The organism is Nostoc sp. CENA543, from assembly GCF_002896875.1.
Lineage (GTDB): Bacteria > Cyanobacteriota > Cyanobacteriia > Cyanobacteriales > Nostocaceae > Trichormus.
The window spans coordinates 4,771,284-4,793,763 of the sequence record NZ_CP023278.1; the positions used below are offsets into that span (position 1 = coordinate 4,771,284).

Genomic DNA, 22,480 nt, shown 5'->3' on the forward strand with positions numbered 1-22,480 from the left:
GTTTTCGGTTCGTAGTGAGGACTTCAGTCCTCATTAAAAACTTACTCAGCAATCATTCTGTAATTCTTTAGAGGATAGAAATCATGACAGAATATAGCAGATTAAAAACCTCCCGTTCCGCCGCTATTAAAGCAAAACTTGATTATCCGGTAATTGATACCGATGTTCATACCAATGATTTCACCCCAGCTTTAGAAGATTACATTGCTAATTACGGTGGTGCAGAACTTGTAGACGCATTACGCAAAGCCGAATCTTCTCGTCTCAACTCCAAAGTCAACGGTAAAGACTGGTATCAACAAACCCCAGAAGAACGGCAATATAACCGCACAATTCGTTCTCCTTGGTGGGCGAGAGTTACCCGCAATACTTTAGATTTAGCTACTTACACTTTGCCAGAACTCTTTTATGAGCGTCAGGCAGAACAAGGTTCAGACTATTCTGTATTATTTCCTAACAATGTATTGGTGCCGGCTGGAGCTAAACCAGAACATCGCCAAGCATTGCAACGGGCTGTAAATCATTATCATGCTGACTTGTATCGCAAATATAGCGATCGCCTCACGGTAGTTGCTGGTATCCCCATGACTACCCCCCAAGAAGCGATTGAAGAGCTAGAATTTGCTGTAAAAACACTAGGGCTAAAAGTAGCAAATATTCCTGGTGGTGTAAAACGTCCCATTAAGGCGATCGCTGATAAATACCCCGCAGACCAATACCCAGAAATCGCTAAATACGCCTCCTACATTGACTTCTACGGATTGGATAGTGAATACGACTATGATCCATTCTGGGCGAAAGCAGTGGAATTAGGTGTACCCATTACTACCCACTACGGCAGTCAAGGTTGGACTGGACGCTCCTCCATTAGCAACTACATGAATAACCACATCGGTCACTTTGCTGATGGTTCACAAGCATTTGCGAAAGCATTGTTCTTTGGTGGTGTAACCAAGCGTTTCCCACAATTGCGCGTCGCTATGCTCGAAGGTGGCGCAGATTGGGGCGCACACGTCTACATTCACCTAGTAGACCGTTTCTCCAAACGCAATCTCCAAGGACTACAAAACTACAACCCAGAACTCACCAATGCTAACGAGTTGTACGCATTGTTTGAGCGTTTCGGTAGCGAATTCTTAGAAGCTCATCCCCTCACCAAAGAAGAATTAACAAAGAGCGTCTTAGGTTCTTCTTTTAACCGTCATAGCCGTTCACCCATTGGTAGTGAACTAGAAGACTTTGCGGTGGCTGGAATTGAAACTATTGAAGATATTCGCGATCGCTGGGTAAATAGCTTCTTCTTTGGTTCTGAATCTGATGATCGTACCATTGGCGCAGCCTTCAACGATAAAGCCAATCCTTTAAAAGTGAAAATTAACGCCATTTACTCCTCAGACGTTGGTCACTGGGATGTACCCGACCTCACAGATCCTCTAGCAGAAAGCTGGGATTTAGTCCAAGAAGGTGTGATTTCTGAAGCAGACTTTAAAGCCTATGTCTTTGGTAATCCCTACAAGTTCTACACCCAAGCTAACCCTGACTTCTTCAAGGGTACGGCGATTGAATCTAAAGTCAGCACCACATCCCCACAAGCGGATAAAAACTTGGTAGTGGCTTAAATCACTGCATAGAGGCTTGGAGATATTTGGGTCAAATCACAGAACTTTTAGGATTTATGGGGATTAGATAATTTCTAGTCCCCAATTCCTAAATCGTACACACTTGAGGAATTACAACTATGGCTATTGAACACCGTTCTAGTTTATTTCCCTATCTTTTTTCCCCTGTCTCGGAAGATACCAAAAAACCCGCGCCTCTGGTGTTGTTTTTACATGGAGCGCGCGATCGCGGTCATGACTTAAATGTACTGTTGAAATGGGGTTTACCTCGTTTTGTTAATGAATCTAGTCCTTTACCTTACTTTTTTGCAGCTCCCCAACTTCCTGAAGGACAAACTTGGGTAGACAGAGAAGCAGATGTAATTGCTTTGTTAGACAATCTCATCGCCTCTGAAGCGATCAATCCCTCTCGTGTAATTTTATCTGGATTTAGCCTGGGTACTGCCGGAGCATGGCACATCGCCGCATCTCATCCTGGCCGCTTCGCTGGATTAGTAGCGGTATCTGGTCGTGTACCAACCACATTAGAACTCAATCAACTAGCTGCACTTAAAGAAATTCCTATACAAATATTCCAAGGCGGTAAGGACGAAAAACTGTCACTAGAAGACACACAACAAATTGTTAATACCTTGCGCGAACTGGGGGGAAAAGTAGACTTTACCATCTTCCCAGAAGGGGATCACTTTATTGCCGATGAAGTTTACACTGACTCGAAACTGCAACAGTGGTTTGTTTCACAGGGTCTTCGTCAAGCTTCTGTCGTGTCTTGATGAGGAATTGGGGATTGGTGAATTTTGAATTAGGAATGCAGCAACATGACATTACCCACAACTAAACTTGGTCAAACCGGACTGACTGTTTCGCGCCTTGTTCTAGGGACAATGACCTTTGGATTGCAAACAGATGAAGAAACTTCTAGGCGCATCCTTGATACAGCCGCCGATGCTGGTATTAACTTTCTCGACACAGCCGATGTTTATCCTCTAGGGGGTGGACTAGCGACGGCTGGTAGCACCGAAGAAATCATTGGACGTTGGCTCAAAGGGAAACGGGAACACTTTATTGTAGCTACTAAGTGTGTGGGCAAAGTTGGGACTGCACCTTGGGATCAGGGTGCTTCTCGTAAGCATATTTTAGATGCAATAGATGCTTCCTTAAAAAGACTGGGAACTGATTATGTTGACTTGTATCAGTTGCATTCTGACGATGCTTCCACTCCCCTAGATGAGACACTAGAAGCCTTAGACACAATAGTGCGTGCTGGGAAAGTGCGTTATATCGGAGTTTCTAACTTCTTGGCTTACCGACTGGCTCGCGCCTTGGGTCGTGCTGATGTGCGAAATTTGACCCGTTTTGTTTCCATTCAACCCCGCTACAATTTGTTGTTTCGGGAAATTGAGCGAGAACTTCTACCCTTAGCTAAAGAGGAAGGCTTAGGTGTAATTCCTTACAACCCTTTAGCCGGAGGTTTACTGACAGGGAAACATAACTTGAGTAACGGCCCAACCCAAGGTACACGCTTCACTTTGGGGACTGCGGCCGAACGTTATCAAGAACGCTATTGGCGCGATCGCGAGTTAAATACTGTGGAAGAATTACGCACAGTAGCAGAATTTGCGGGATTATCGCTCACTACTCTTGCAGTGGCTTGGGTGTTGGCTAATCCCATTATTACTGCTCCTATTATCGGGGCTAGCCGTCCAGAACAACTCACTGAAACCCTCAAGGCTGTAGAAATTACACTCGACGACAATTTAAAGCAAAAGTTAGACAATATCACCAGCGAATACCGCAAGGGTGATTCTCTACGGTAGTGCAGAAAAATAGTTCAGCACTGTTTCTGTGATAAAGAATGCGACAAATAGATTTCTGTAAAGCGCACCAGTAAACTATTCCGCAATCCACAATAATGGTATGACTTCCAAAAAACTCATTTTACACGCAGAGATTGCTGCCGAAATTGAGCCGCATTTACCATCTGATACACAGATTGCACTTGTGGATAGTGATGGCAATCTTGACCGAGATGCGAAGGATGCAGAAATCTATTTTAGTTGGTTTTTCTTAAAGCCGGCTACTTTACACCGAGTTTTAGCCGCCGCACCTCAACTGCGTTGGCATCATGCACCAAACGCCGGTGTAAACCACATTTTAACCCCAACTTACTTAGAACGTAACCTCATCCTCACTAATGGCGCAGGATCTCATGCAATTCCGATCGCAGAGTTTGTGATTACATATATACTGGCTCATGCGAAATATTTGCCAGAACTCTATAATTTGCAAGCTCAACGCCATTGGCAAAGAGGCTTTGCTATTCAAGAACTGACTGATGCGACTTTACTAATTATCGGTGCAGGCGGTATCGGTCAAGCTATCGCCCAACGTGCCAAAGCCTTTGGAATGCGCGTTTTTGGTAGTCGTCGTCATCCCCAAGCACTACCAAATTTCGACAAAGTCGTAGGTGCAGATGAGTGGCGAGTGCTGTTACCAGAAGTAGACTATTTAGTCATTGCTACACCACTCACACCACAAACCAAAGGTCTGATTGATAAAACTGTACTGCGATCGCTACCTCCCCATGCGTATTTAATTAATATCGCCCGTGGTGCAGTCGTGGATGAGCCAGCTTTAATTCAAGCCCTCACAGAAGGTTGGATTGCTGGTGCAGCTTTAGATACAGTTATCGATGAACCTTTACCATCCGAAAGTCCTTTGTGGACTGTTCCCAACTTATTCATTACCCCTCATTGTTCTGGTCATTCCCCCAACGTCAAACAACGTTCCATAGAACTATTTCTCGATAATTTCAGACGTTATCAAAACGGTCAACCCTTAAAGAACGTTGTCGATCAACACGCCGGCTACTAAACACACCAAAAAAATGACCAAGGCAAAAATTTAATTTTGAATTTTGAATTTTGAATTTTGAATTCGGAGCGAAGCGACGTGACAAATACAGAAATTCGCACTGCTTACGTGCAGATTCCCAATGCAGATTTACAAATAGACGCGTATTTAGCCCAACCAGCTAGAGAAGGGGTTTTTCCGGCGGTGATTGTGGTGCAGGAAATCTTTGGTGTGAATATTCACATTCGGGAAGTAGCCGAAAAATTTGCTCAAGAGGGATATGTAGCGATCGCACCATCACTTTTTCAACGTGTTGCACCTGGATTTGAAGCTGGATATAACCCCGAAGATATCCAAAAAGGTCGAGGATATAAAGACAAGACTACAGCCACAGAAATCTTGAGCGATATTCAGGCGGCGATCGCTTATTTAAAAAGCTTACCCAATGTCCAAGCAGATGCCATTGGCTCGATTGGTTTTTGCTTTGGTGGTCATGTGGTTTATTTAGCAGCCACCTTACCGGATATCAAAGTTACAGCCTCTTTTTATGGTGGTGGTATTACCACTTCTACTCCCGGCGGTGGAGAACCTACTCTTACTCTCACTCCTGAAATTAAACGACCGATTTACCTATTCTTTGGCTTAGAAGACCAAGGTATTCCTTTAGAGCATACACAACAAATTGAGGCTGAATTGCAAAAATATCAAATTCCTCATGCTGTTTATCGTTATCCCGATGCAGGACATGGTTTTTTCTGCAATCACCGCGCCAGCTACAATCCCGAAGCTGCTACTGATGCTTGGCAAAAAGTTCAAGAACTGTTTGCAAACTATCTACAACTCCAGACAGTTTAAAGGACTTTTGAAAGTAATTAGTGGAACTTAAATATTTAGAGATTCACTAAAAATTGTTTGGTGTTTGTGTTTACTTACTTGCAATAGAAATGAAAACTATCTTCGTCAAAACGATCGCGATCGCTACAGGTGCAGTTTCTTTAATGATGACACTACCTGCTCAAGCAGCATCATTCACTGCATTTTCTTTTAAAACCAACGTCACGGCTACTCCTGATCCTGCTGGTAATCTGCTAAATGATCCCACAAGAGATGTCCGGCTAGACTCAGTGGAATTTAACGGACGGACTATTAATAGTTTTGCAGTTGTCAACCAAGCCAAGATTTTACAAAACGATACTTACACTCTAGCTGATGGCAGTGTATTTGGCGTACTGCATTCAGGACGAGGCCCCAATACAATTAATGACAATCTAGTTACAGAAGGCCCTTCTAAACCTAACCCAACAGATCAAGATATTGTTAGCAGTTTAGGTAACTTAAATCTCAATAGTATTCTAGTGACACGAGAAAATGCTGATAAAGCCAGCATCGAAGTTGCTTTTGCCAATCCCGTAAATACATTTTTCTTTTGGGAGCGTGGTGGAAATCCCAGTGGTACAGTTGCGGGTGACAGTGATTTATTAGTTGAGGCTTTGGATGATAATAATGCAGTCATCGCTAGTTACAAAATTTTGAGGCAAAACTACACCAAAGCCGACTATAACATCAGTACAGTAGTGCAGCCGATTCTGAATAATGGCCCTTTTAATATTGGTTCTATCGGTATTACTTTGAATGGCATCACTACAAGAACACTACGATTAACTAGCTCTAATAATAATGGGTTAATTGCTGATGTTCCTAACGACAACGGGCCAGATTTCAAGGTGATAGCCGCCAATGTAGAGGCTGTTCCCGAACCTTCTGTAATTATGGGCGTGCTTCTAGCTGGCGGTTTAGCTACGCTTATCAAGCGCAAGAGAATCGTGACCGAGTAATTTTTTATCACTAAGCGGCTATGAAATACCCAGATTTTTCTACAAAATCTGGGTAAATTTGCTTGTGAAATTTAAGAAAGAGTAGTTTGTAATTAGTTTTTCCCCTACACCCCTATACCCTCACACCCTTACACCCTACTCTTTGTAGTCTTCTAATGTTTTCAACTGGCGAATTTCTGGCCAAATCATAGCTGTAGCAATCACTACTAAAATCGTACCGACTCCACCCCCCACAACAGAAGCCACTGTACCAAATAAGGCTGCTGCTAAACCTGACTCAAAGCCGCCTAACTCATTAGAAGCACTGATAAATACACTATTAATTGCTGCAACCCGACCCCGTAAATGTTCGGGGGTGCGAATCTGTACTAAGGTGTGGCGAATCACTACACTAATGCTATCTAGCGCACCACTCAATACCAGCATTAACAGTGATAGCCAAAACCACCGAGATAACCCAAAGATAATGGTGACAATTCCAAAACCTGCTACTGACCAAAGTAGGACTTTTCCGGCTTGGCGTAGAGGAGGTATATGGGCTAAAACTAAAGCCATAAACAGCGCACCTATGGATGGCGCAGCTTGTAGATACCCTAGTTCCACAGGGCCGACGCGCAAAATATCTTTAGCAAAGATGGGTAGTAGTGCAGTTGCACCACCGAGTAAGACTGCAAATAAATCTAGACTGATGGCTGCTAAAATCAGCTGATTTTGCCAGACAAACTTAGCACCGGCTGATAATGCTTGTAGTGATATCGGTTCTTTGTGAAAGGTTGACTTTTGGGGTTTAACTTTCCAGAGGAGAACAAAACACAAAAGTCCAGCGATCGCAGCTAGTATATACACTCCTGTTGCACTATTCCAAACTGCGATCGCCAATCCTCCCAAGGCTGGCCCTATGACTGTCGCTAGTTGGAAGCTACTACTATTCCAAGTTGCAGCATTGGTATAGGCACTCACTGGTAGTAATTGCCACATCAGCGCATCACTAGCAGGTTTTAAAAATGCTCGCGCCACACCAGTTAAAAGTAAGCACAGGTAAACTAAGGAAACCGCACCTCGACTATAGGAAACAACACCTAAAGCCAAGGAGCAGAACACTAGTAAAATTACTGATAATAAAACAGTGTGCTTGCGATCGCGGCGATCGGCAACGTCTCCAGCAATCAAAGTTAAGATAATCATCGGTAAGACTTGCGCCAATCCTACCCCACCTAACACCATTGCTGAATTAGTGCGTTCATAAAGTTCCCAGCCAATGGCTACTGTCTGCATTTGTGAGCCTGTAAATAACAGCACACGTCCTATGGTAAACAGGCGATAATCTCGAAATCTCAAGGCTGCGAAAGGATCGTGCGATGCAACATCAGTATTAGATAGAAGGTTTCGTTTGCTTGAAGACATCGGCAGAATTCAAAATTAGTCAATAGTTAATAGTCAATAGTCAATAGTCAACGGAGTTTGTAACTACATCGCCACCCGTGGATAAAGTTTGGCGCAGATGATAGTTAAGGTAATTAATGTAAATAAGAGGATAGTAAAGTCTGTACCAAATCCGTAAAGACTTGAGCCGTGGACTAGCATCGTATCCCGCAAGGCATCAACCTCATAAGTCAAAGGATTGATGTGGGAGATGAATTTTAACCAATTAGGCATGAGTGATACAGGATAAATGGCGTTACTGGCAAAAAACAATGGCATAGTTAATAACTGCCCAATCCCTGTAAATCTTTCTCTGGTTTTCACTAAACAACCAATAATCAGTGAAAATACACAAAAGCTCGCAGCTCCTAAAAATACAATCAACAATACTTTGATGAAAGCTAGGGGATGCAGATTTAGTTGTACACCCAGCAAAATAGCTAGCCCATAAATGAAAATCACCTGGGAAAAGCAGCGTATACTAGCAGCGATCGCTTTACCTAAAACCATTGCTGCACGGGGTATGGGACTAGCTAAAAGTTTCTGTAAAATTCCTAAATCCCGTTCCCAAATCAGCGTCATACCCCCTGTAAAAATAGCTACAAAAAGCACGCTCTGTGCCAGAATTCCTGGTGTGATGAATTCTAGGTAAGGTAGATTTCCGGTGGGAATGACACGAGTACGATTGAATACTTGCCCAAAAATCAGTAGCCACAAAGCAGGTTGTACAGCCCGAATGACTAAATCACTAGGGTCATGTCTGAGTTTTCGGACTTCCAGTTCTGTCACTACCAGGGTTTTACTAAATAGCCTGTTGATAGCCACAAACAGATTTTTGGGGTGAGTAAATCTTGTTTTAGCCCAATCTCTGGCTATTACGTCTGGTTCTGGCGATTTCACGGTAGCTCACTCCTGATACTAATTGATTACCTGCGTAGTGAATAAACACGTCATCTAAAGTTGCGTCTGGTTTACCGATGGCGGCTTTTAATTCTGTGGGTGAACCAGTGACAATCTCTTTACCTCGGTTCATAATGACGACGCGATGACATAAACTGTCAGCTTCTTCGAGAAAGTGAGTAGTTAAAAATATCGTTGTACCGTAGTCAGTGCGTAGTTGTTCGACTAATTCCCAAACTTGAGTGCGCGCCACAGGATCTAGTCCAACTGTTGGCTCATCTAAAAACAAAATTGGCGGACGGTGTAATATGGCTTGGGCTATTTCTAATTTGCGAATCATCCCGCCAGAATAGTTTCTCACTAAGCGATGGGCTGCTTCTTGTAAATCCATGAATTCTAAAACTTCGTGAATGCGCTGTCGTCTTCGTTGAGCGGGAATGTCATATAGTTTGGCAAATATCAACAGATTCTCATAAGCTGTGAGACTACCATCAGCTGATAATGCTTGCGGTACGTAACCAATTACTCTTCTAACTTCATTCGGTTGTTGACTGACATCGTACCCCGCCAGGGTAGCGCGTCCTGCACTCGGTGGTAATAAAGTCGTCAACATTTTAATGACTGTACTTTTTCCTGCACCATTTGGCCCCAGCAAGCCGAAGACTTCACCAGAAGCTACGGAAATATTCAGGGTATCAACGGCCGTAAATTGAGCAAAGCGGCGTGTCAGTTCTTGGGTGGCTAAAATGACTTGATTGGCAGGTTTAGCTGATATTGCAGGCCAATCGTCTATTCTTCCTGTTAGTTTTGTCACAAGTAGAATCCACTTCTGCGGTATATTTAGATATTCTAAATATTAGCTTGACATATATTTCCAGAAAGTCAAGTATCTGGATGATTCTGACTTTTCAAGGGAGATAGAAATGCTACTGTTCCCTCATTTGATACCAAATTGGGATAAGTAGTATTGTTTCGAGATTCTGGAACAGCTAAGAATCTAGGCTTTTAATCCAAAATCCAAAATTGGTATGAATTGGTATTACAGCCCAAAACCAAGGTTTTTGGAACACAACGTCAAAAACCCACACTTAAGTAAGTCGGTGAGAAAAAACCTAACTATCTTAAGAAATGTAAACTAGGCTAAAATTCTCTTTCCCCCTGCTCCCTGCACCCCTGTCCCCTGCCTAATCAGAACTACAAATATTTACCCTGTTCTACTTATCAGGGTGGGTTAGGTGAGATTTGAATTTACTGACAGTCACAGCAGAATAATTTTCCAATACCCCTAAATAATTTAACCGAGTCCCATACCGTCGTTTTCAGACACTAATAATCTACCTTCACCTTCATAAATCCAAACATAACCTTCGCCGCCACCTTTACCAAAATGTCCTAATTTTCGATAGTCTTCTTGAATTCCACTAGTGAATCCTTTGACGAAATCATAGTCAGCAATCACAGTTTCGCCTCTATGAATTTCAATAATCTTAGTAATTGCACTTGTTCCTGTGACGACTCTAGCGCGCTGACCATTTAAGGCTTTAATGGCAATTCTCCATCGCCCATCACTAGAACCAGCCATTTGGCGAAACTTTAATTTTTTAGTTCCTAAAATCACGTTATCAGAACAAAATTGGAATATGCCATCATCAAATTCCCACTGTTCTTGTTCTGATATATCAATTGCTGTGTAATGTAAAAATTGACCTTTACCTCTAGGTTCCAGGTACACATTACCACTACCTTTATAGACAGGAGCATTGTAATCAACCTCCGTCATTAAAGACACCCAAACATCTCTCAAACGATTATCAGTCTTGTAAACACCATGTGTGAGTTTACCAACACATCTGTGTAAAGCACCTTTTTGAATCACTACTCCAGAATTTTCCAGTCTGATTTCAACTTGCTGCACAAAAGGAATATTTTTAGTAGGATGATAGAATTTATTGGTCTCTTTATTAATATTATTTTGTAAGTACCATAAATCCGTAGGTTCTAAAATCTTGACTTCATATTGCATAGATTTATTTTGATAGAATTGCAGATGCTATACTAAATTATTTAAAATTGGAAATCACGGTCGAAGATTGTCTGTAAAACCTATTAAAGTTTTCTTCCTCCTACATGCTGAAAGTTTTCCCTCCAACATATACCTCAAGCTGGATTATAAAATCTCAGTAACTACATTTAAATAAATATACCGAGAGAAAAATATCATAGCAATTATGTTGCAGTATTTGTCCGACAAACTTATATATTTAGCGAGAAATTGACTAAAATTAAAACATTGAGATAATTGTTAATTAACTACTACTAATAAGAAAAAATGCGGTTTAATGACTGGGCAACCAGGGTGATATTAATTTCTCTAGTATTTATAGCTTTGAGCGTCACTATATTAATTGGAGAAGCCAGAAACCTCAAAACAGAAACCACAGCATCACCACCGGATGCGATCGCCTGGAGTCAATACCCTCCAGCCAAGTTACAATCTCATCCCCTACCCGTAGCAAAATCGCAAAATCTGCTCCAATCTCCTACAAAACCTCAACAAAGTCCACCTAAATACGAAACTACAGCCGCTTTTGCCAAATACAAACCCAGATATCTAGTTGTAGCCGTAGATCCTAGTAACTACGGCGCAAGATACACTACAGATGTCAATGGCGTACCAGTCAACAATCAACCGATCATCGTCATTCATGAAACGAGTAATAGTGCATCGAGTGCGGTGAATTTCTTCCAAACACCCCATGAAGATGAAAATGTGCAAGCAAGTTATCATGCGATCGTCGCCTTAGATGGGACTGTGATTTATCTTGTACCGCCTGAATATCGCGCTTTTGGTGCAGGTAACTCGGTGTTTGTGGGTGCAGATGGGGAAGAGACTGTGCAAACTAACGCCAATTTACCCCCCTCCGTCAATAATTTTGCTTATCATGTTTCTTTAGAAACACCCCCAGACGGACGTGGAAATAATTTTTTAACTGCTCACAGTGGTTACACAGATGCCCAATATCATGCTTTAGCGTGGTTAATAGCTCAAAGTCAAGTTCCAGGCGATCGCATTACCACCCACAAAGGCGTAGACCGTTCAGGACAACGAGTTGACCCCTTAAGCTTTGACTTTGATAAGTTTATGACTTTACTAGATACCTATCGTCAAGTCAGTCCAGTTTATCGGACAACGAATCAAACTAGTGATAACCCTACGTAATTTACTCTTGTTCTATTTCCGATGCCAATAAGCCTGTCAACTTAACTACCTGTTCTAGCGTCATTCCCGTTTCTAGTAAGTTACGTGCAGTTTGTCGTAACTGTGATTGAGCATTGTCTGCGCGTTGACGTTCTTTTTCTTCAGGGGTTGGCAGTAACTCTCCTTGCAAATTTGCCCAACGCAACCAAGTTGCATCAATTCCTTTGTAATTTCCCTGCCAAAATTGTAATCCTAACTGTAAAGATTGACTCACTAACTGATTTTGATTATTTTTGACAATGGGTAGGTACACACCTTTTTGTAAGGAAAACCCCGCTAAATCATCAGCATTAAACGGGTCATACCAGAAATATTCCAATACACGCATTTGATTTTGATAAATCAGCATTTTCTCATTTTTATCTGTTGAGGCTGTGCTTGCTGACAGTAACTCAATCACTACATCCGGTGCTTTCCCTTCTTCCCAAACTACCCAACTGCGTCGTTCTCCCTTGGGGACTCCCAACGCAATAAAAAAATCTGGCCCTTTAAAATCTTTGTTGCGTACCTGTGCCAGACTGTAATAAACAAACATATTACCGCCGACAAACCCATCTTCCCGTTGTTCTAACCAAGGAATTAAAGCATCAATTAACAAGTCCATTTGGGCTTTGTGGCGCGCACTTTCCATTGGTACACCATCATCATAGGGTAATTCTAGTTGAGTGGGTGGGAGTTGAATATCTGGTGCAGCTAGGGTAGTTTCTGACATAGCTTTTCACCTAATAAAGTGCTGAAGTGCGATCGCGGTTATTTATATGTTAATTAAAAGGCAAATAGGTAAAAAGAAAAGAGTTTTTACCTTTTACCTTTTACCTTTTGCTTTTTGATTACCCACCGACTGTCTTAGTAAAACTATATATTTTCTGTGTTTCCAAGCGATCGCCCACCGTAGATGGTAACTCCCCATCTGGTATTGCTTGTCTATCTAGCTGGATTTGCAAGTTAGTGAGAGGATCACTACCAGCAGAAATCAAAAATTCTAGTTTTTGAATATAAGGTATGGCGGCTAAGTTGTCCAAAATTTGCAAAATGGCTTGTAGATAGGGATGACCAGCTTGTTGATACCAGTCGTTAGTGGCGACTGTTGGTTGGTCAAAACCCAAATGTACTGTTAATGATGGTTCATCGAATAATGCGATCGCTAAGGGACGGGCTTCTTCCTGCAACAATAAGTCATAGCTTCTGACTAAATGCCGTAATTTCTCTAGGCGTTCGTAGCGTTTTGTGACTAATTGCGGGTCATCTTGCCAGTGAATTGCTACTGTCACCAAATAGGTCTGTAGCAGCATATGACCAAGTTTTTTCGCTTTAGTCGCCAAGTAATAAGAATTGTAGTCGTTACTTTCAATTAACAATGGCACGCGATCTACAACTTCCAAGCCATAACCTTTCACCCCAGCAATTTTACGGGGATTATTGGTAATCAGGCGAATTTTTTTCACACCCAAATCCATCAGCATTTGCGCCCCCATTCCATAGTCACGCAAATCGGCGGGGAATCCTAAACGCTCATTTGCTTCTACGGTATCCAGTCCCATATCTTGTAAGGAGTAGGCTTTGAGCTTGTTAATCAAGCCAATTCCGCGTCCTTCTTGACGCAGGTAAACCACCACACCTTGACCTGCTTTTTCAATCATGTTCAAAGCGGCTTGTAACTGCATCCGACAATCACACCGCAAAGAACCCAACGCGTCACCTGTGAGACATTCAGAGTGCATTCGCACCATTACAGGCTCATCTTGAAAGTTAGCGGGATCGCCTTTGACAATGGCAACGTGTTCTGTGTTATCCAAAGTGTGGCGATAGGCGTAAATGTCAAACTGACCAAATTGACTAGGTAGGCGAGTTACCACTTCGCGGTATACCAAGCGATCGTGTTTGAGGCGATAACTAATTAAATCGGCAATGCTAATAATTTTCAGGTTATGGTGTTGGGCGTATTCGATCAACTGCTGTAACCTAGCCATTGAACCATCGGGGTTTTGAATCTCGCAAATTACCCCTGCTGGATATAATCCGGCTAATCGTGCCAAATCTACAGCCGCCTCCGTATGTCCGGCACGCTTGAGAACACCGCCAGCCCTCGCCCTTAAGGGGAAAATATGCCCAGGACGACGTAAATCTGAAGGTTTGGTGGCTGGGTTCAGAGTCACCTGGATGGTACGGGCGCGGTCGTCGGCAGAGATACCAGTAGATACACCTAAATGGGGACTGGCATCAATACTGACGGTAAAAGCCGTTTGGTTAGGGTCTGTGATGTTTGTCACCATTAATGGTAAATCCAGTTCATCCAGGCGATCGCCTGTCATTGCCAAACAGATTAACCCTCTGGCTTCCACCGCCATAAAATTAATCATGTCAGGGGTGGCAAATTGCGCTGCACAAATTAAATCGCCTTCATTTTCTCGATTTTCATCATCTACCACGACAATGGCGCGGCCAGCCTTGAGGTCTGTCAAGGCAGCATCAATAGAATCAAACATAAAAAAGAGTAGGAACTAGGATGAGGGAGTTAGTCTAGATGTGTCACATTTGGCTGGAAATAGCCATGTTTTTAAGGTGTAGAGAGAGATACTAATTTGTAGATATTTAGGTCTTCTGCCTGCTTCTCTTTGCTTGAGGTGGAGAATAAATCAGGAGTGAGATTCGAGCTTAAGTGGTACACAGTGTTAACTTGTAATAGTAAATTTTTTTTAATAATTTCTTATTGTAGATTGTAGCTCCTTTATGCAACAGAGATATAAACTAGCAATGTTTCGTTGACATAGGGAAAATTGTTGCCTTGGGTAAAAGTGTAGAAGCTGACGACGTATTACTACGGTTTAGTCTGTTAATTGGGAATTTTCTAGGTTCACCTTCCCGGAGGGGATTTTAAATTGCTTATGTACTTGCGTTATGTAGTGTTTTGTCAGGTTCGCCTCTGGTAGCTAGTAGTTCATCGATAACGACAGATTAACCAAAAGCGAATTAAGGATTTGAGAATCATGGGTAATTTCAGACGCGTACCCGTTGGCATTGTTGGCGCGTCAGGCTATGGCGGAGTACAACTAGTACGGTTACTAATGGAGCATCCAGAGGTAGAACTAGTTTATTTAGGTGAAGAAAATAGTACAGGTAAGGCTTTTACGTCTGTTTACCCCCATCTAACTAATATGGTGAAATTGCCCCTAGAGGCAATAGATCCAGAAGTCATTGCCCGACGTTGTGAGGTAATATTTCTTGCACTACCAAATGGTTTAGCTTGCCAGTTGACACCAGCATTAATAGAGAAAGGGTGTAAAGTTCTGGATTTGAGTGCAGATTATCGATTCAAGAATTTGGCAACCTATACCAATTGGTATGGTAACGATCGCAGCGACCATCATACAGCAAGTAATGCCGTGTATGGCTTACCAGAACTTTATCGCGATCGCATTGCCGATGCCCAGCTTGTTGGTTGTCCTGGTGCTTACCCCACAGCTAGTCTTTTAGCACTTCTGCCCCTCTTTAAACAAGGCTTAATTGTTCCTGAAACTGCCATTATTGACGCTAAGTCCGGCGCATCAAGTGCAGGTCGGGAAGCCAAAACACACCTATTGTTAGCAGAAGCCGATAATTCTCTAGCTGCCTATAGTGTTGCTCGTCACCGCCATACTCCAGAAATTGAGCAAATTTGTAGCGAACTAGCAGGACATGAAGTGACAGTACAGTTTACCCCCCACCTTGTACCGATGGTGCGGGGAATGTTAGCAACAGTATACGCCACACTCCGCGATCCTGGTCTAGTAGGAGACGATTTAGCAACTATTTATACTGCGTTTTACCGTAATTCACCTTGGGTAAAAATTTGTGAAACCGGAGTATACCCGCAAACCAAGTGGGCAAGCGGTAGCAACGTTTGTTATATAGGTATAGAAGTTGACCCGCGTACTGGACGAGTGATTGTCATGTCAGTCATCGACAACTTAATCAAAGGCCAGGCGGGTCAAGCAATTCAGTGTCTCAACATCATGATGGGTTGGGATGAGACATTGGGTTTACCCAAATTGGGGTTTTATCCGTGAAAGGGGCATTGGGCATTGGGCATCGGGCATTGGGTATTGGGCATTGAGCATTGTATTTTTCTCCCCCTGCTCCCCCTGCTCCTCATCTCCCTTGTCTCCCAGTCCCCAGTCCCCAGTCCCTACTTCGGCCCCAAACCAACAGCCCCAGCATAAACGGCGCGATCGCCTAGTTCATCTTCAATGCGGAGTAGGCGGTTGTATTTGGCTACCCTTTCACTACGACATAGTGAACCGGTTTTGATTTGACCAGCGCGGGTGGCGACGGCTAAATCAGCAATTGTGGTATCTTCGGTTTCACCGGAACGATGGCTAATTACTGACCGGAAACCGTTCCGAGTCCCTAAGTCAATGGTTTCCAAAGTCTCAGTTAAAGAACCGATTTGATTGAGTTTAATCAAAATGGCGTTCCCGGCTTTTTCTTGGATACCTGTTTGTAAGCGAGTAGCGTTGGTCACAAACAAGTCATCCCCGACTAACTGCACTTTAGAACCAATTTTCTGGGTGAGTAGTTGCCAATGTTTCCAGTCTTCTTCATGTAAACCATCTTCAATGGAGACGATGGGGTATTGGTCAACTAACTGGGCTAAATAATCAATAAATTCAGTAGGCGCGTGGGGCTTACCATCGTAAACATACTGACCATCTTTGTAAAATTCGCTAGCAGCTACATCCAAAGCCAAAGCCACTTGTGAACCAGGCTTATAACCAGCTTTTTCAATTGCAGCCACCAACAATTCCAAAGCCACTTGATTAGATTCTAGGTTAGGTGCAAAACCACCTTCATCACCCACACCAGTCAGCAAACCCTTGTCGTGCAGAACTTCGCTGAGGGTAGCAAATACCTCCGCACCCCAACGCAAAGCTTCCCGAAAAGAAGTAGCACCAATGGGGACAATCATAAACTCTTGGAAGTCTACATTATTTGCAGCGTGCGCTCCACCGTTAATGACATTCATCAAAGGTACAGGTAGCAAATTGGATAAAGGACTACCCAAATAACGATATAGGGGGATTCCCAAAGATTCAGCCCCAGCTTTAGCAGTAGCGAGGGAAACCGCCAAAATAGCGTTTGCCCCTAAATTAGATTTATTGGCTGAACCGTCCTGAGCAATCATTGTCCGGTCTATTAATTCTTGGTCGAGGGCATCCAAGCCAATTAATTCTTGAGATAGGATTTCATTGACATTGTGTACTGCCTTGAGTACCCCTTTACCACCGTAACGGCTTTTATCCTTATCCCGTAGCTCATGAGCTTCAAAAGTACCTGTAGAAGCACCGCTAGGAACCTGTGCTAGTCCCACAGCACCACTTAGCAAATGTACTTCAGCTTCGATTGTGGGTCTACCGCGTGAATCAAGAATTTCACGGGCGACAATTGCCTCGATCGCAGTATCTACAATGTTACTCATTAGTTTTGCTCCTTCTTACCGTTGGTTGCACACACTCTATTAGCTCAACCCCATCGCTAGCATACGCGCTGATATGAACTATCGGCTGAGATTAAATGAAGATTTCCAGAGATTGGATAAATCAATATCGAATAGGCGGACTTTGGATTTTGGATTATTTTTTGGTCAATAGTCAATAGGGAATGGGCATTGGGGATGGGGCATGGGGCATTGGGAATGGGGAAATTATCTCATCAGTCTGTTGCGTAAGTTCTGCCTTAAGTGATGAGAAAAAATTAGGGAAGAATAATTTGTAACAGTAGAAATGAGAAATACTTATGAAATTTAGATTGAAAGCGATCGCCTGTTTGGGTTTATTGACGATACTAGGAGGAACTGCTCAAGCTGTCCAATTACCCAGAACTAGTCAATCTGCCACGCCTACAACCAATATTAGCCAAGCTACAGAACCATTAGATTTAAATTTGTTGGCGAAAACCATGTCAGCTTTTTGGCAAAGCGATCGCTTTCAAACTAATTCTCAAACCAAATTTACAGTCGGTAGCCAAGGCGGCGAGGCGACAATTTACCTCCAAAGTAAAATCATCAGCCAATCATGGCGCAAGTTCCGCGCAGAAATCGCCTACACAACACCAGGAAAACCACCCAGAACCGGAAATTTAATAGTTTCTGATGGTAAACAAGTTTGCATTTACCGTGCTGATTTGCAGCAATACGCCGTCATCTCCTATCCAGACTTTAAAGATTCTGGCGATTGGGTCTTAATCGGGATTTCTTCCTTCGCTTCCCTAGAATTTCCAGAGTCAGATAGAAAAACTGTAGTAGCTGCTGGGCATTTATCCCAGAAAAACGTCTTGACATATCTAAACGCGGATGGCAGAAACCTTACAGGTAGTAGACGCGTAGTTGATGGTAAGGAATTTTACGTATATGACTACAAACAACCAGGCGAAGGATTTGTTTTGAGTGCCTTTGTTAATCCCCAGACCGCTACCATCAACCAAATCCAACTCGTAGGTCAATCAAAAGATTTAGATATTAAACTTACAGAAAACATCCTGACCAGAACACCAAATCCCATCATTAACCGCAATACCTTTCGATTTATCCCGCCAAAAGGTGCAAAAAGAGTCAAATCGCTTTCCATTAACCCATTTTGAAGAGGCAGGGGGGAATTGGGCAGGGGGCAGGGGGAAAAGGTAGAAAAGGTAAATTTTATTCTTATGCCCAATCCCCAATGCCCAATGCCCCATACCCAATCCCCAATCAATCTGTACAATGTTGGCAGAAATCAATATTTTACAGAACCAACACCAAAGGTAATTATGCGTTTACTTCATACAATGTTGCGGGTGGGCAACCTGGAAGAATCTTTAAAATTTTACTGTGATGTTCTGGGAATGAAGTTATTGCGGCAAAAAGATTATCCCAGTGGGGAATTTACCCTAGCATTTATTGGTTACGGCGACGAAAGCGATAATACAGTGATAGAACTCACCTATAACTGGGGCGTAGACAAATACGAACTAGGCAATGCTTACGGACATATCGCCATTGGTGTCGATGATATTTACGCTACCTGCGAAGAAATTAGAAATCGTGGGGGTAAAGTAGTTAGAGAACCAGGGCCAATGAAGCATGGTTCTACTGTGATTGCCTTTGTAGAAGACCCCAACGGATACAAAATCGAGCTAATTCAAGTCAAAACTCAAAATACAGCACAAACACAAGAATCGTCAGAACAACTGGTAACTCAGTAATTTGGGCATTGGGCATTGGGCATAAGGCAAGCAGGAAGTGTGGGAGGTGTGGGAGGTGTGGGAAGAAATCTTTCCCCCCTCTCTCCCCACACTCCCCACACTTCCCCATCTTCCCAGTCCCCAATCCCCAATCCCCCAAACTGAATATTTTCTCAAATACCATCAGGCAAAGTCACCCCATGATGGTGTTTTCGTTTTAAATTAGGGATATAGGTAGTGGGTCAACCAATTTTGGATTTTAGATTTGCGATTTTGGATTGACCCCGACACAAGGATGCGGGGCTTGAGGATTTTAGATTGACGTTAGCGTAGCGAACGCAGCGCAGCGAGTATTTTAGATTTTTCCACCTACCAGGGTGGGGTTTGTAACCCCAAAAAATCCAAAATCCAAAATCCAAAATCTAAAATTCGGAGGGTCAAACTATAATTTAGTTGCTACATCCCTGGCTGCCACAAACTAAAATACGCGGATAAACACTGAAAATATAGGAATTACTGATTGGGGAGTAGAAATTGGCAAAAATGCTGCTTAAAAATCCTAACTTATAAACTCTTATTTCCTAATCACGCAATTTTTCACCTTAAAACTCCGAAATCTTAAAGTTACACCTCAAAATCGTAAAGATGCAGCCTACAGATCCTAATAAATTTACTGATAAAGTCTGGGAAGCAATTGTTAAATCTCAGGATATAGTCCGTGCATATCAACAACAACAACTAGATGTTGAACATTTAATTCTCGCACTCTTAGAAGATCCCACAAGTCTAGCAATGCGGATTTTGGCGCGTGCAGAAGTAGATCCTATCCGCCTACAACAGCAATTAGAAGCTTTTACCCAGCGCCAACCGAAGGTAGGCAAAAGTGATCAGCTTTACCTCGGACGCGGTTTAGATACTCTGCTTGACCGCGCTGAGGAAATTAGGGTGAATATGAAGGATGGCTACATTTCTGTAGAACATATCCTGTTAGCCCTGGCTGATGATGAGCGTGTCGGTAGGCGCGTACTTAAAGGTTTTAACGTAGACAATATCAAAATTGAATCCAGTATTAAAGCAGTTCGCGGTAGTCAAAAAGTGACAGATCAAAATCCCGAATCCCGTTATGAAGCCCTGCAAAAATTCGGTCGGGATTTAACAGAACAGGCAAAATCTGGAAGATTAGACCCAGTAATTGGGCGGGATGATGAGATTCGCCGGGTGATTCAGGTGTTGTCTCGCCGCAGTAAAAATAACCCAGTGTTAATTGGTGAACCTGGGGTGGGTAAGACAGCGATCGCAGAAGCTTTGGCACAGCGCATAATTAATGGTGATGTCCCAGAATCTCTGAAAAATCGTCAACTCATCTCCCTAGATATCGGTAGTTTAATTGCAGGGGCAAAATATCGGGGTGAATTTGAGGATAGATTAAAGGCCGTTCTCAGGGAAGTAACAGAATCTAACGGTCAAATTGTTCTCTTTATCGATGAACTACATACCGTCGTCGGTACAGGCTCAAATCAACAAGGGGCGATGGATGCGGGGAACTTGCTGAAACCCATGTTGGCGCGGGGCGAATTGCGCTGTATTGGGGCGACTACCCTGGATGAATACCGCAAATTTATTGAGAAAGATGCAGCCCTAGAACGCCGCTTTCAACAGGTGTTCGTAGACCAGCCCAGTGTAGAAAATACCATATCGATTCTGCGGGGTCTGAAAGAACGCTACGAAGTCCACCACAACGTGAAAATCTCTGACTCCGCTTTAGTAGCGGCGGCGACTTTATCAGCACGTTACATTGCTGACCGCTTTTTACCAGATAAAGCCATTGACTTAGTAGATGAAGCCGCAGCTCAATTAAAAATGGAGATTACCTCCAAACCCTCCGATTTGGAAACCATTGACCGCCGCCTGATGCAGCTAGAGATGGAAAAACTCTCTCTAGCTGGGGAAGAAAAAGTCCCCGCCCAAACTAGGGAGCGTTTAGAGCGAATTGAATCAGAAATTGCCAATTTAACCTCAAAACAACAAGATTTAAATAATCAATGGCAAGGTGAAAAGCAGCTACTAGAAGCTATCAGTGCTTTAAAGAAAGAAGAAGAAGCCCTACGCGTACAGATTGATCAAGCAGAACGTGCCTATGATTTAAATAAAGCGGCTCAATTAAAGTACGGCAAATTAGAAGGAGTACAGCGCGATCGCGAAGCCAAAGAAGCAAAGCTGTTAGAATTACAAAGCCAAGGTTCTACCCTGTTGCGCGAACAAGTCACCGAAGCTGATATCGCCGAAATCGTCGCCAAGTGGACAGGTATCCCCGTAAACCGCCTATTGGAATCAGAAAGGCAAAAATTACTGCAACTAGAAAGCCACTTACATCAACGCGTCATCGGTCAACAGGAAGCCGTAGAAGCAGTTTCCGCCGCCATTCGTCGCGCCCGTGCGGGAATGAAAGAACCCAACCGCCCCATTGGTTCATTTTTATTCATGGGGCCGACTGGGGTAGGTAAAACTGAACTCGCCCGCGCCTTAGCTCAGTTTCTCTTCGATTCTGATGATGCTTTAGTGCGTCTAGATATGTCTGAGTACATGGAAAAACATTCAGTTTCTCGGTTAGTTGGCGCGCCTCCAGGTTACGTAGGCTACGAAGAGGGGGGACAACTATCAGAAGCCATTCGCCGTCATCCCTACTCAGTCATACTTTTGGATGAAGTCGAGAAAGCACATCCCGATGTATTCAATATTTTATTACAGGTGTTAGATGATGGGAGAATTACTGATTCTCAAGGCAGAACAGTAGATTTCCGTAACACTGTGATTGTCATGACTAGTAACATTGGTAGCGAATATATATTAGATGTGTCTGGTGATGATTCCCAGTATGAGATAATGCGAGAAAGAGTCATGGATGCTCTGCGATCGCACTTCCGCCCTGAATTTCTCAACCGCGTTGATGAAAAAATTCTCTTCCACACCCTCAGCCGTCAAGAGATGCAGCACATCATCCGCATTCAACTTAAACGTGTGGAAAACCTGCTGCGAGAGCAAAAAATTTCCTTTGATATCTCTTCAGCAGCTTGTGAATTCTTAGTCGAACGCGGTTATGATCCCATCTATGGTGCGCGTCCCCTAAAACGATCCATTCAGCGAGAAATCGAAAACCCCATTGCCACTAAGTTATTAGAAAATACCTTTATTGCTGGTGACACCATTTACATTGATAAAGGTGAAAATGGATTAACTTTTAGCAACAAACCACCTGTAAAAGTAATACCTGCACAGGCTATTAAAGTCTTTGATTCATCCTCTGATTCTTAACACCAAAAGTGCGTGTTAGCCTAATCCAATTAAATAGTAAACAAGAGTGCTGAACAGCGAATTGACCCAAAACTCAGCACTCAAAC

At 43.0% G+C, this 22,480-nt stretch carries 18 protein-coding genes; 11 read left to right on the forward strand and 7 right to left on the reverse strand.

What is annotated here, in order from left to right:
• Window positions 1-83 precede the first annotated feature (83 nt).
• The 6 genes from CLI64_RS19865 (at window position 84) to CLI64_RS19890 (ending at window position 6,307) form a co-directional block, all read left to right on the forward strand.
• Window positions 84-1,619, forward strand: a complete 1,536-nt coding sequence (locus CLI64_RS19865; RefSeq protein WP_103138821.1) for an amidohydrolase family protein — start codon at window positions 84-86, stop codon at window positions 1,617-1,619.
• A gap of 119 nt (window positions 1,620-1,738) precedes the next feature.
• The gene (locus tag CLI64_RS19870; RefSeq protein ID WP_103138822.1) at window positions 1,739-2,392 is read left to right on the forward strand and encodes a dienelactone hydrolase family protein; all 654 of its coding nucleotides are present in this window, start codon (window positions 1,739-1,741) and stop codon (window positions 2,390-2,392) included.
• A gap of 45 nt (window positions 2,393-2,437) precedes the next feature.
• Window positions 2,438-3,436 (forward strand): aldo/keto reductase, encoded by a 999-nt coding sequence (locus tag CLI64_RS19875; protein WP_103138823.1) that lies wholly within the window; start codon window positions 2,438-2,440, stop codon window positions 3,434-3,436.
• Between the two features lie 100 nt (window positions 3,437-3,536).
• Window positions 3,537-4,493, forward strand: coding sequence for a D-2-hydroxyacid dehydrogenase (locus CLI64_RS19880; protein ID WP_103138824.1), 957 nt, complete (start codon window positions 3,537-3,539; stop codon window positions 4,491-4,493).
• Window positions 4,494-4,571: 78 nt separating this feature from the next.
• A complete protein-coding gene (locus CLI64_RS19885) occupies window positions 4,572-5,327 on the forward strand; it encodes a dienelactone hydrolase family protein (RefSeq protein WP_103138825.1) in 756 nt (251 codons plus the stop codon).
• A gap of 89 nt (window positions 5,328-5,416) precedes the next feature.
• Window positions 5,417-6,307: an exosortase-dependent surface protein XDP2 gene (locus tag CLI64_RS19890; protein ID WP_103138826.1), complete on the forward strand. Its 891-nt coding sequence runs from the start codon at window positions 5,417-5,419 to the stop codon at window positions 6,305-6,307.
• 135 nt (window positions 6,308-6,442) lie between these two features.
• Here CLI64_RS19890 and CLI64_RS19895 read toward each other — a convergent pair whose 3' ends face one another.
• From CLI64_RS19895 to CLI64_RS19910, 4 genes are all read right to left on the reverse strand, one after another.
• Window positions 6,443-7,711 carry an MFS transporter gene (locus tag CLI64_RS19895; protein WP_103138827.1) on the reverse strand — a complete coding sequence of 423 codons (1,269 nt, stop codon included), beginning with the start codon at window positions 7,709-7,711 and terminating at the stop codon, window positions 6,443-6,445.
• A 63-nt stretch (window positions 7,712-7,774) separates the two neighbouring features.
• Window positions 7,775-8,629: an ABC transporter permease gene (locus tag CLI64_RS19900; protein ID WP_103138828.1), complete on the reverse strand. Its 855-nt coding sequence runs from the start codon at window positions 8,627-8,629 to the stop codon at window positions 7,775-7,777.
• Window positions 8,586-9,443 carry an ATP-binding cassette domain-containing protein gene (locus tag CLI64_RS19905; protein ID WP_103138829.1) on the reverse strand — a complete coding sequence of 286 codons (858 nt, stop codon included), beginning with the start codon at window positions 9,441-9,443 and terminating at the stop codon, window positions 8,586-8,588. The genes CLI64_RS19900 and CLI64_RS19905 overlap by 44 nt, the downstream gene beginning before the upstream one ends.
• Window positions 9,444-9,923: 480 nt before the next feature.
• Window positions 9,924-10,652, reverse strand: coding sequence for an AIM24 family protein (locus CLI64_RS19910; RefSeq protein ID WP_103138830.1), 729 nt, complete (start codon window positions 10,650-10,652; stop codon window positions 9,924-9,926).
• A gap of 306 nt (window positions 10,653-10,958) precedes the next feature.
• On the opposite strand from CLI64_RS19910, the gene CLI64_RS19915 reads away from it, so the two are divergent.
• Entirely contained in the window at window positions 10,959-11,849 is an 891-nt protein-coding gene (locus tag CLI64_RS19915; protein ID WP_103138831.1) for a peptidoglycan recognition family protein, read from the forward strand.
• A 1-nt stretch (window position 11,850) separates the two neighbouring features.
• Here CLI64_RS19915 and CLI64_RS19920 read toward each other — a convergent pair whose 3' ends face one another.
• Entirely contained in the window at window positions 11,851-12,600 is a 750-nt protein-coding gene (locus tag CLI64_RS19920) for a Uma2 family endonuclease (protein ID WP_103138832.1), read from the reverse strand.
• Window positions 12,601-12,718: 118 nt separating this feature from the next.
• The gene (gene ribBA, locus CLI64_RS19925; protein ID WP_103138833.1) at window positions 12,719-14,374 is read right to left on the reverse strand and encodes a bifunctional 3,4-dihydroxy-2-butanone-4-phosphate synthase/GTP cyclohydrolase II; all 1,656 of its coding nucleotides are present in this window, start codon (window positions 14,372-14,374) and stop codon (window positions 12,719-12,721) included.
• A 501-nt stretch (window positions 14,375-14,875) separates the two neighbouring features.
• On the opposite strand from ribBA, the gene argC reads away from it, so the two are divergent.
• Window positions 14,876-15,934, forward strand: coding sequence for an N-acetyl-gamma-glutamyl-phosphate reductase (gene argC / locus CLI64_RS19930; RefSeq protein ID WP_103138834.1), 1,059 nt, complete (start codon window positions 14,876-14,878; stop codon window positions 15,932-15,934).
• Between the two features lie 119 nt (window positions 15,935-16,053).
• Here the strand turns inward: argC and eno are convergent, their stop codons facing one another.
• Complete coding sequence (gene eno, locus CLI64_RS19935) at window positions 16,054-17,343, reverse strand: phosphopyruvate hydratase (protein ID WP_103138835.1); 1,290 nt, start codon at window positions 17,341-17,343, stop codon at window positions 16,054-16,056.
• 317 nt (window positions 17,344-17,660) lie between these two features.
• Here eno and CLI64_RS19940 point away from each other — a divergent pair, with 317 nt between their 5' ends.
• From CLI64_RS19940 to clpB, 3 genes are all read left to right on the forward strand, one after another.
• Window positions 17,661-18,503: a hypothetical protein gene (locus CLI64_RS19940; protein WP_103138836.1), complete on the forward strand. Its 843-nt coding sequence runs from the start codon at window positions 17,661-17,663 to the stop codon at window positions 18,501-18,503.
• 165 nt (window positions 18,504-18,668) lie between these two features.
• On the forward strand, window positions 18,669-19,103 hold the full coding sequence (gene gloA, locus CLI64_RS19945; RefSeq protein WP_103138837.1) for a lactoylglutathione lyase: 435 nt from the start codon (window positions 18,669-18,671) through the stop codon (window positions 19,101-19,103).
• Between the two features lie 624 nt (window positions 19,104-19,727).
• Window positions 19,728-22,394: an ATP-dependent chaperone ClpB gene (clpB, locus tag CLI64_RS19955; protein WP_103138839.1), complete on the forward strand. Its 2,667-nt coding sequence runs from the start codon at window positions 19,728-19,730 to the stop codon at window positions 22,392-22,394.
• Window positions 22,395-22,480: the final 86 nt, after the last annotated feature.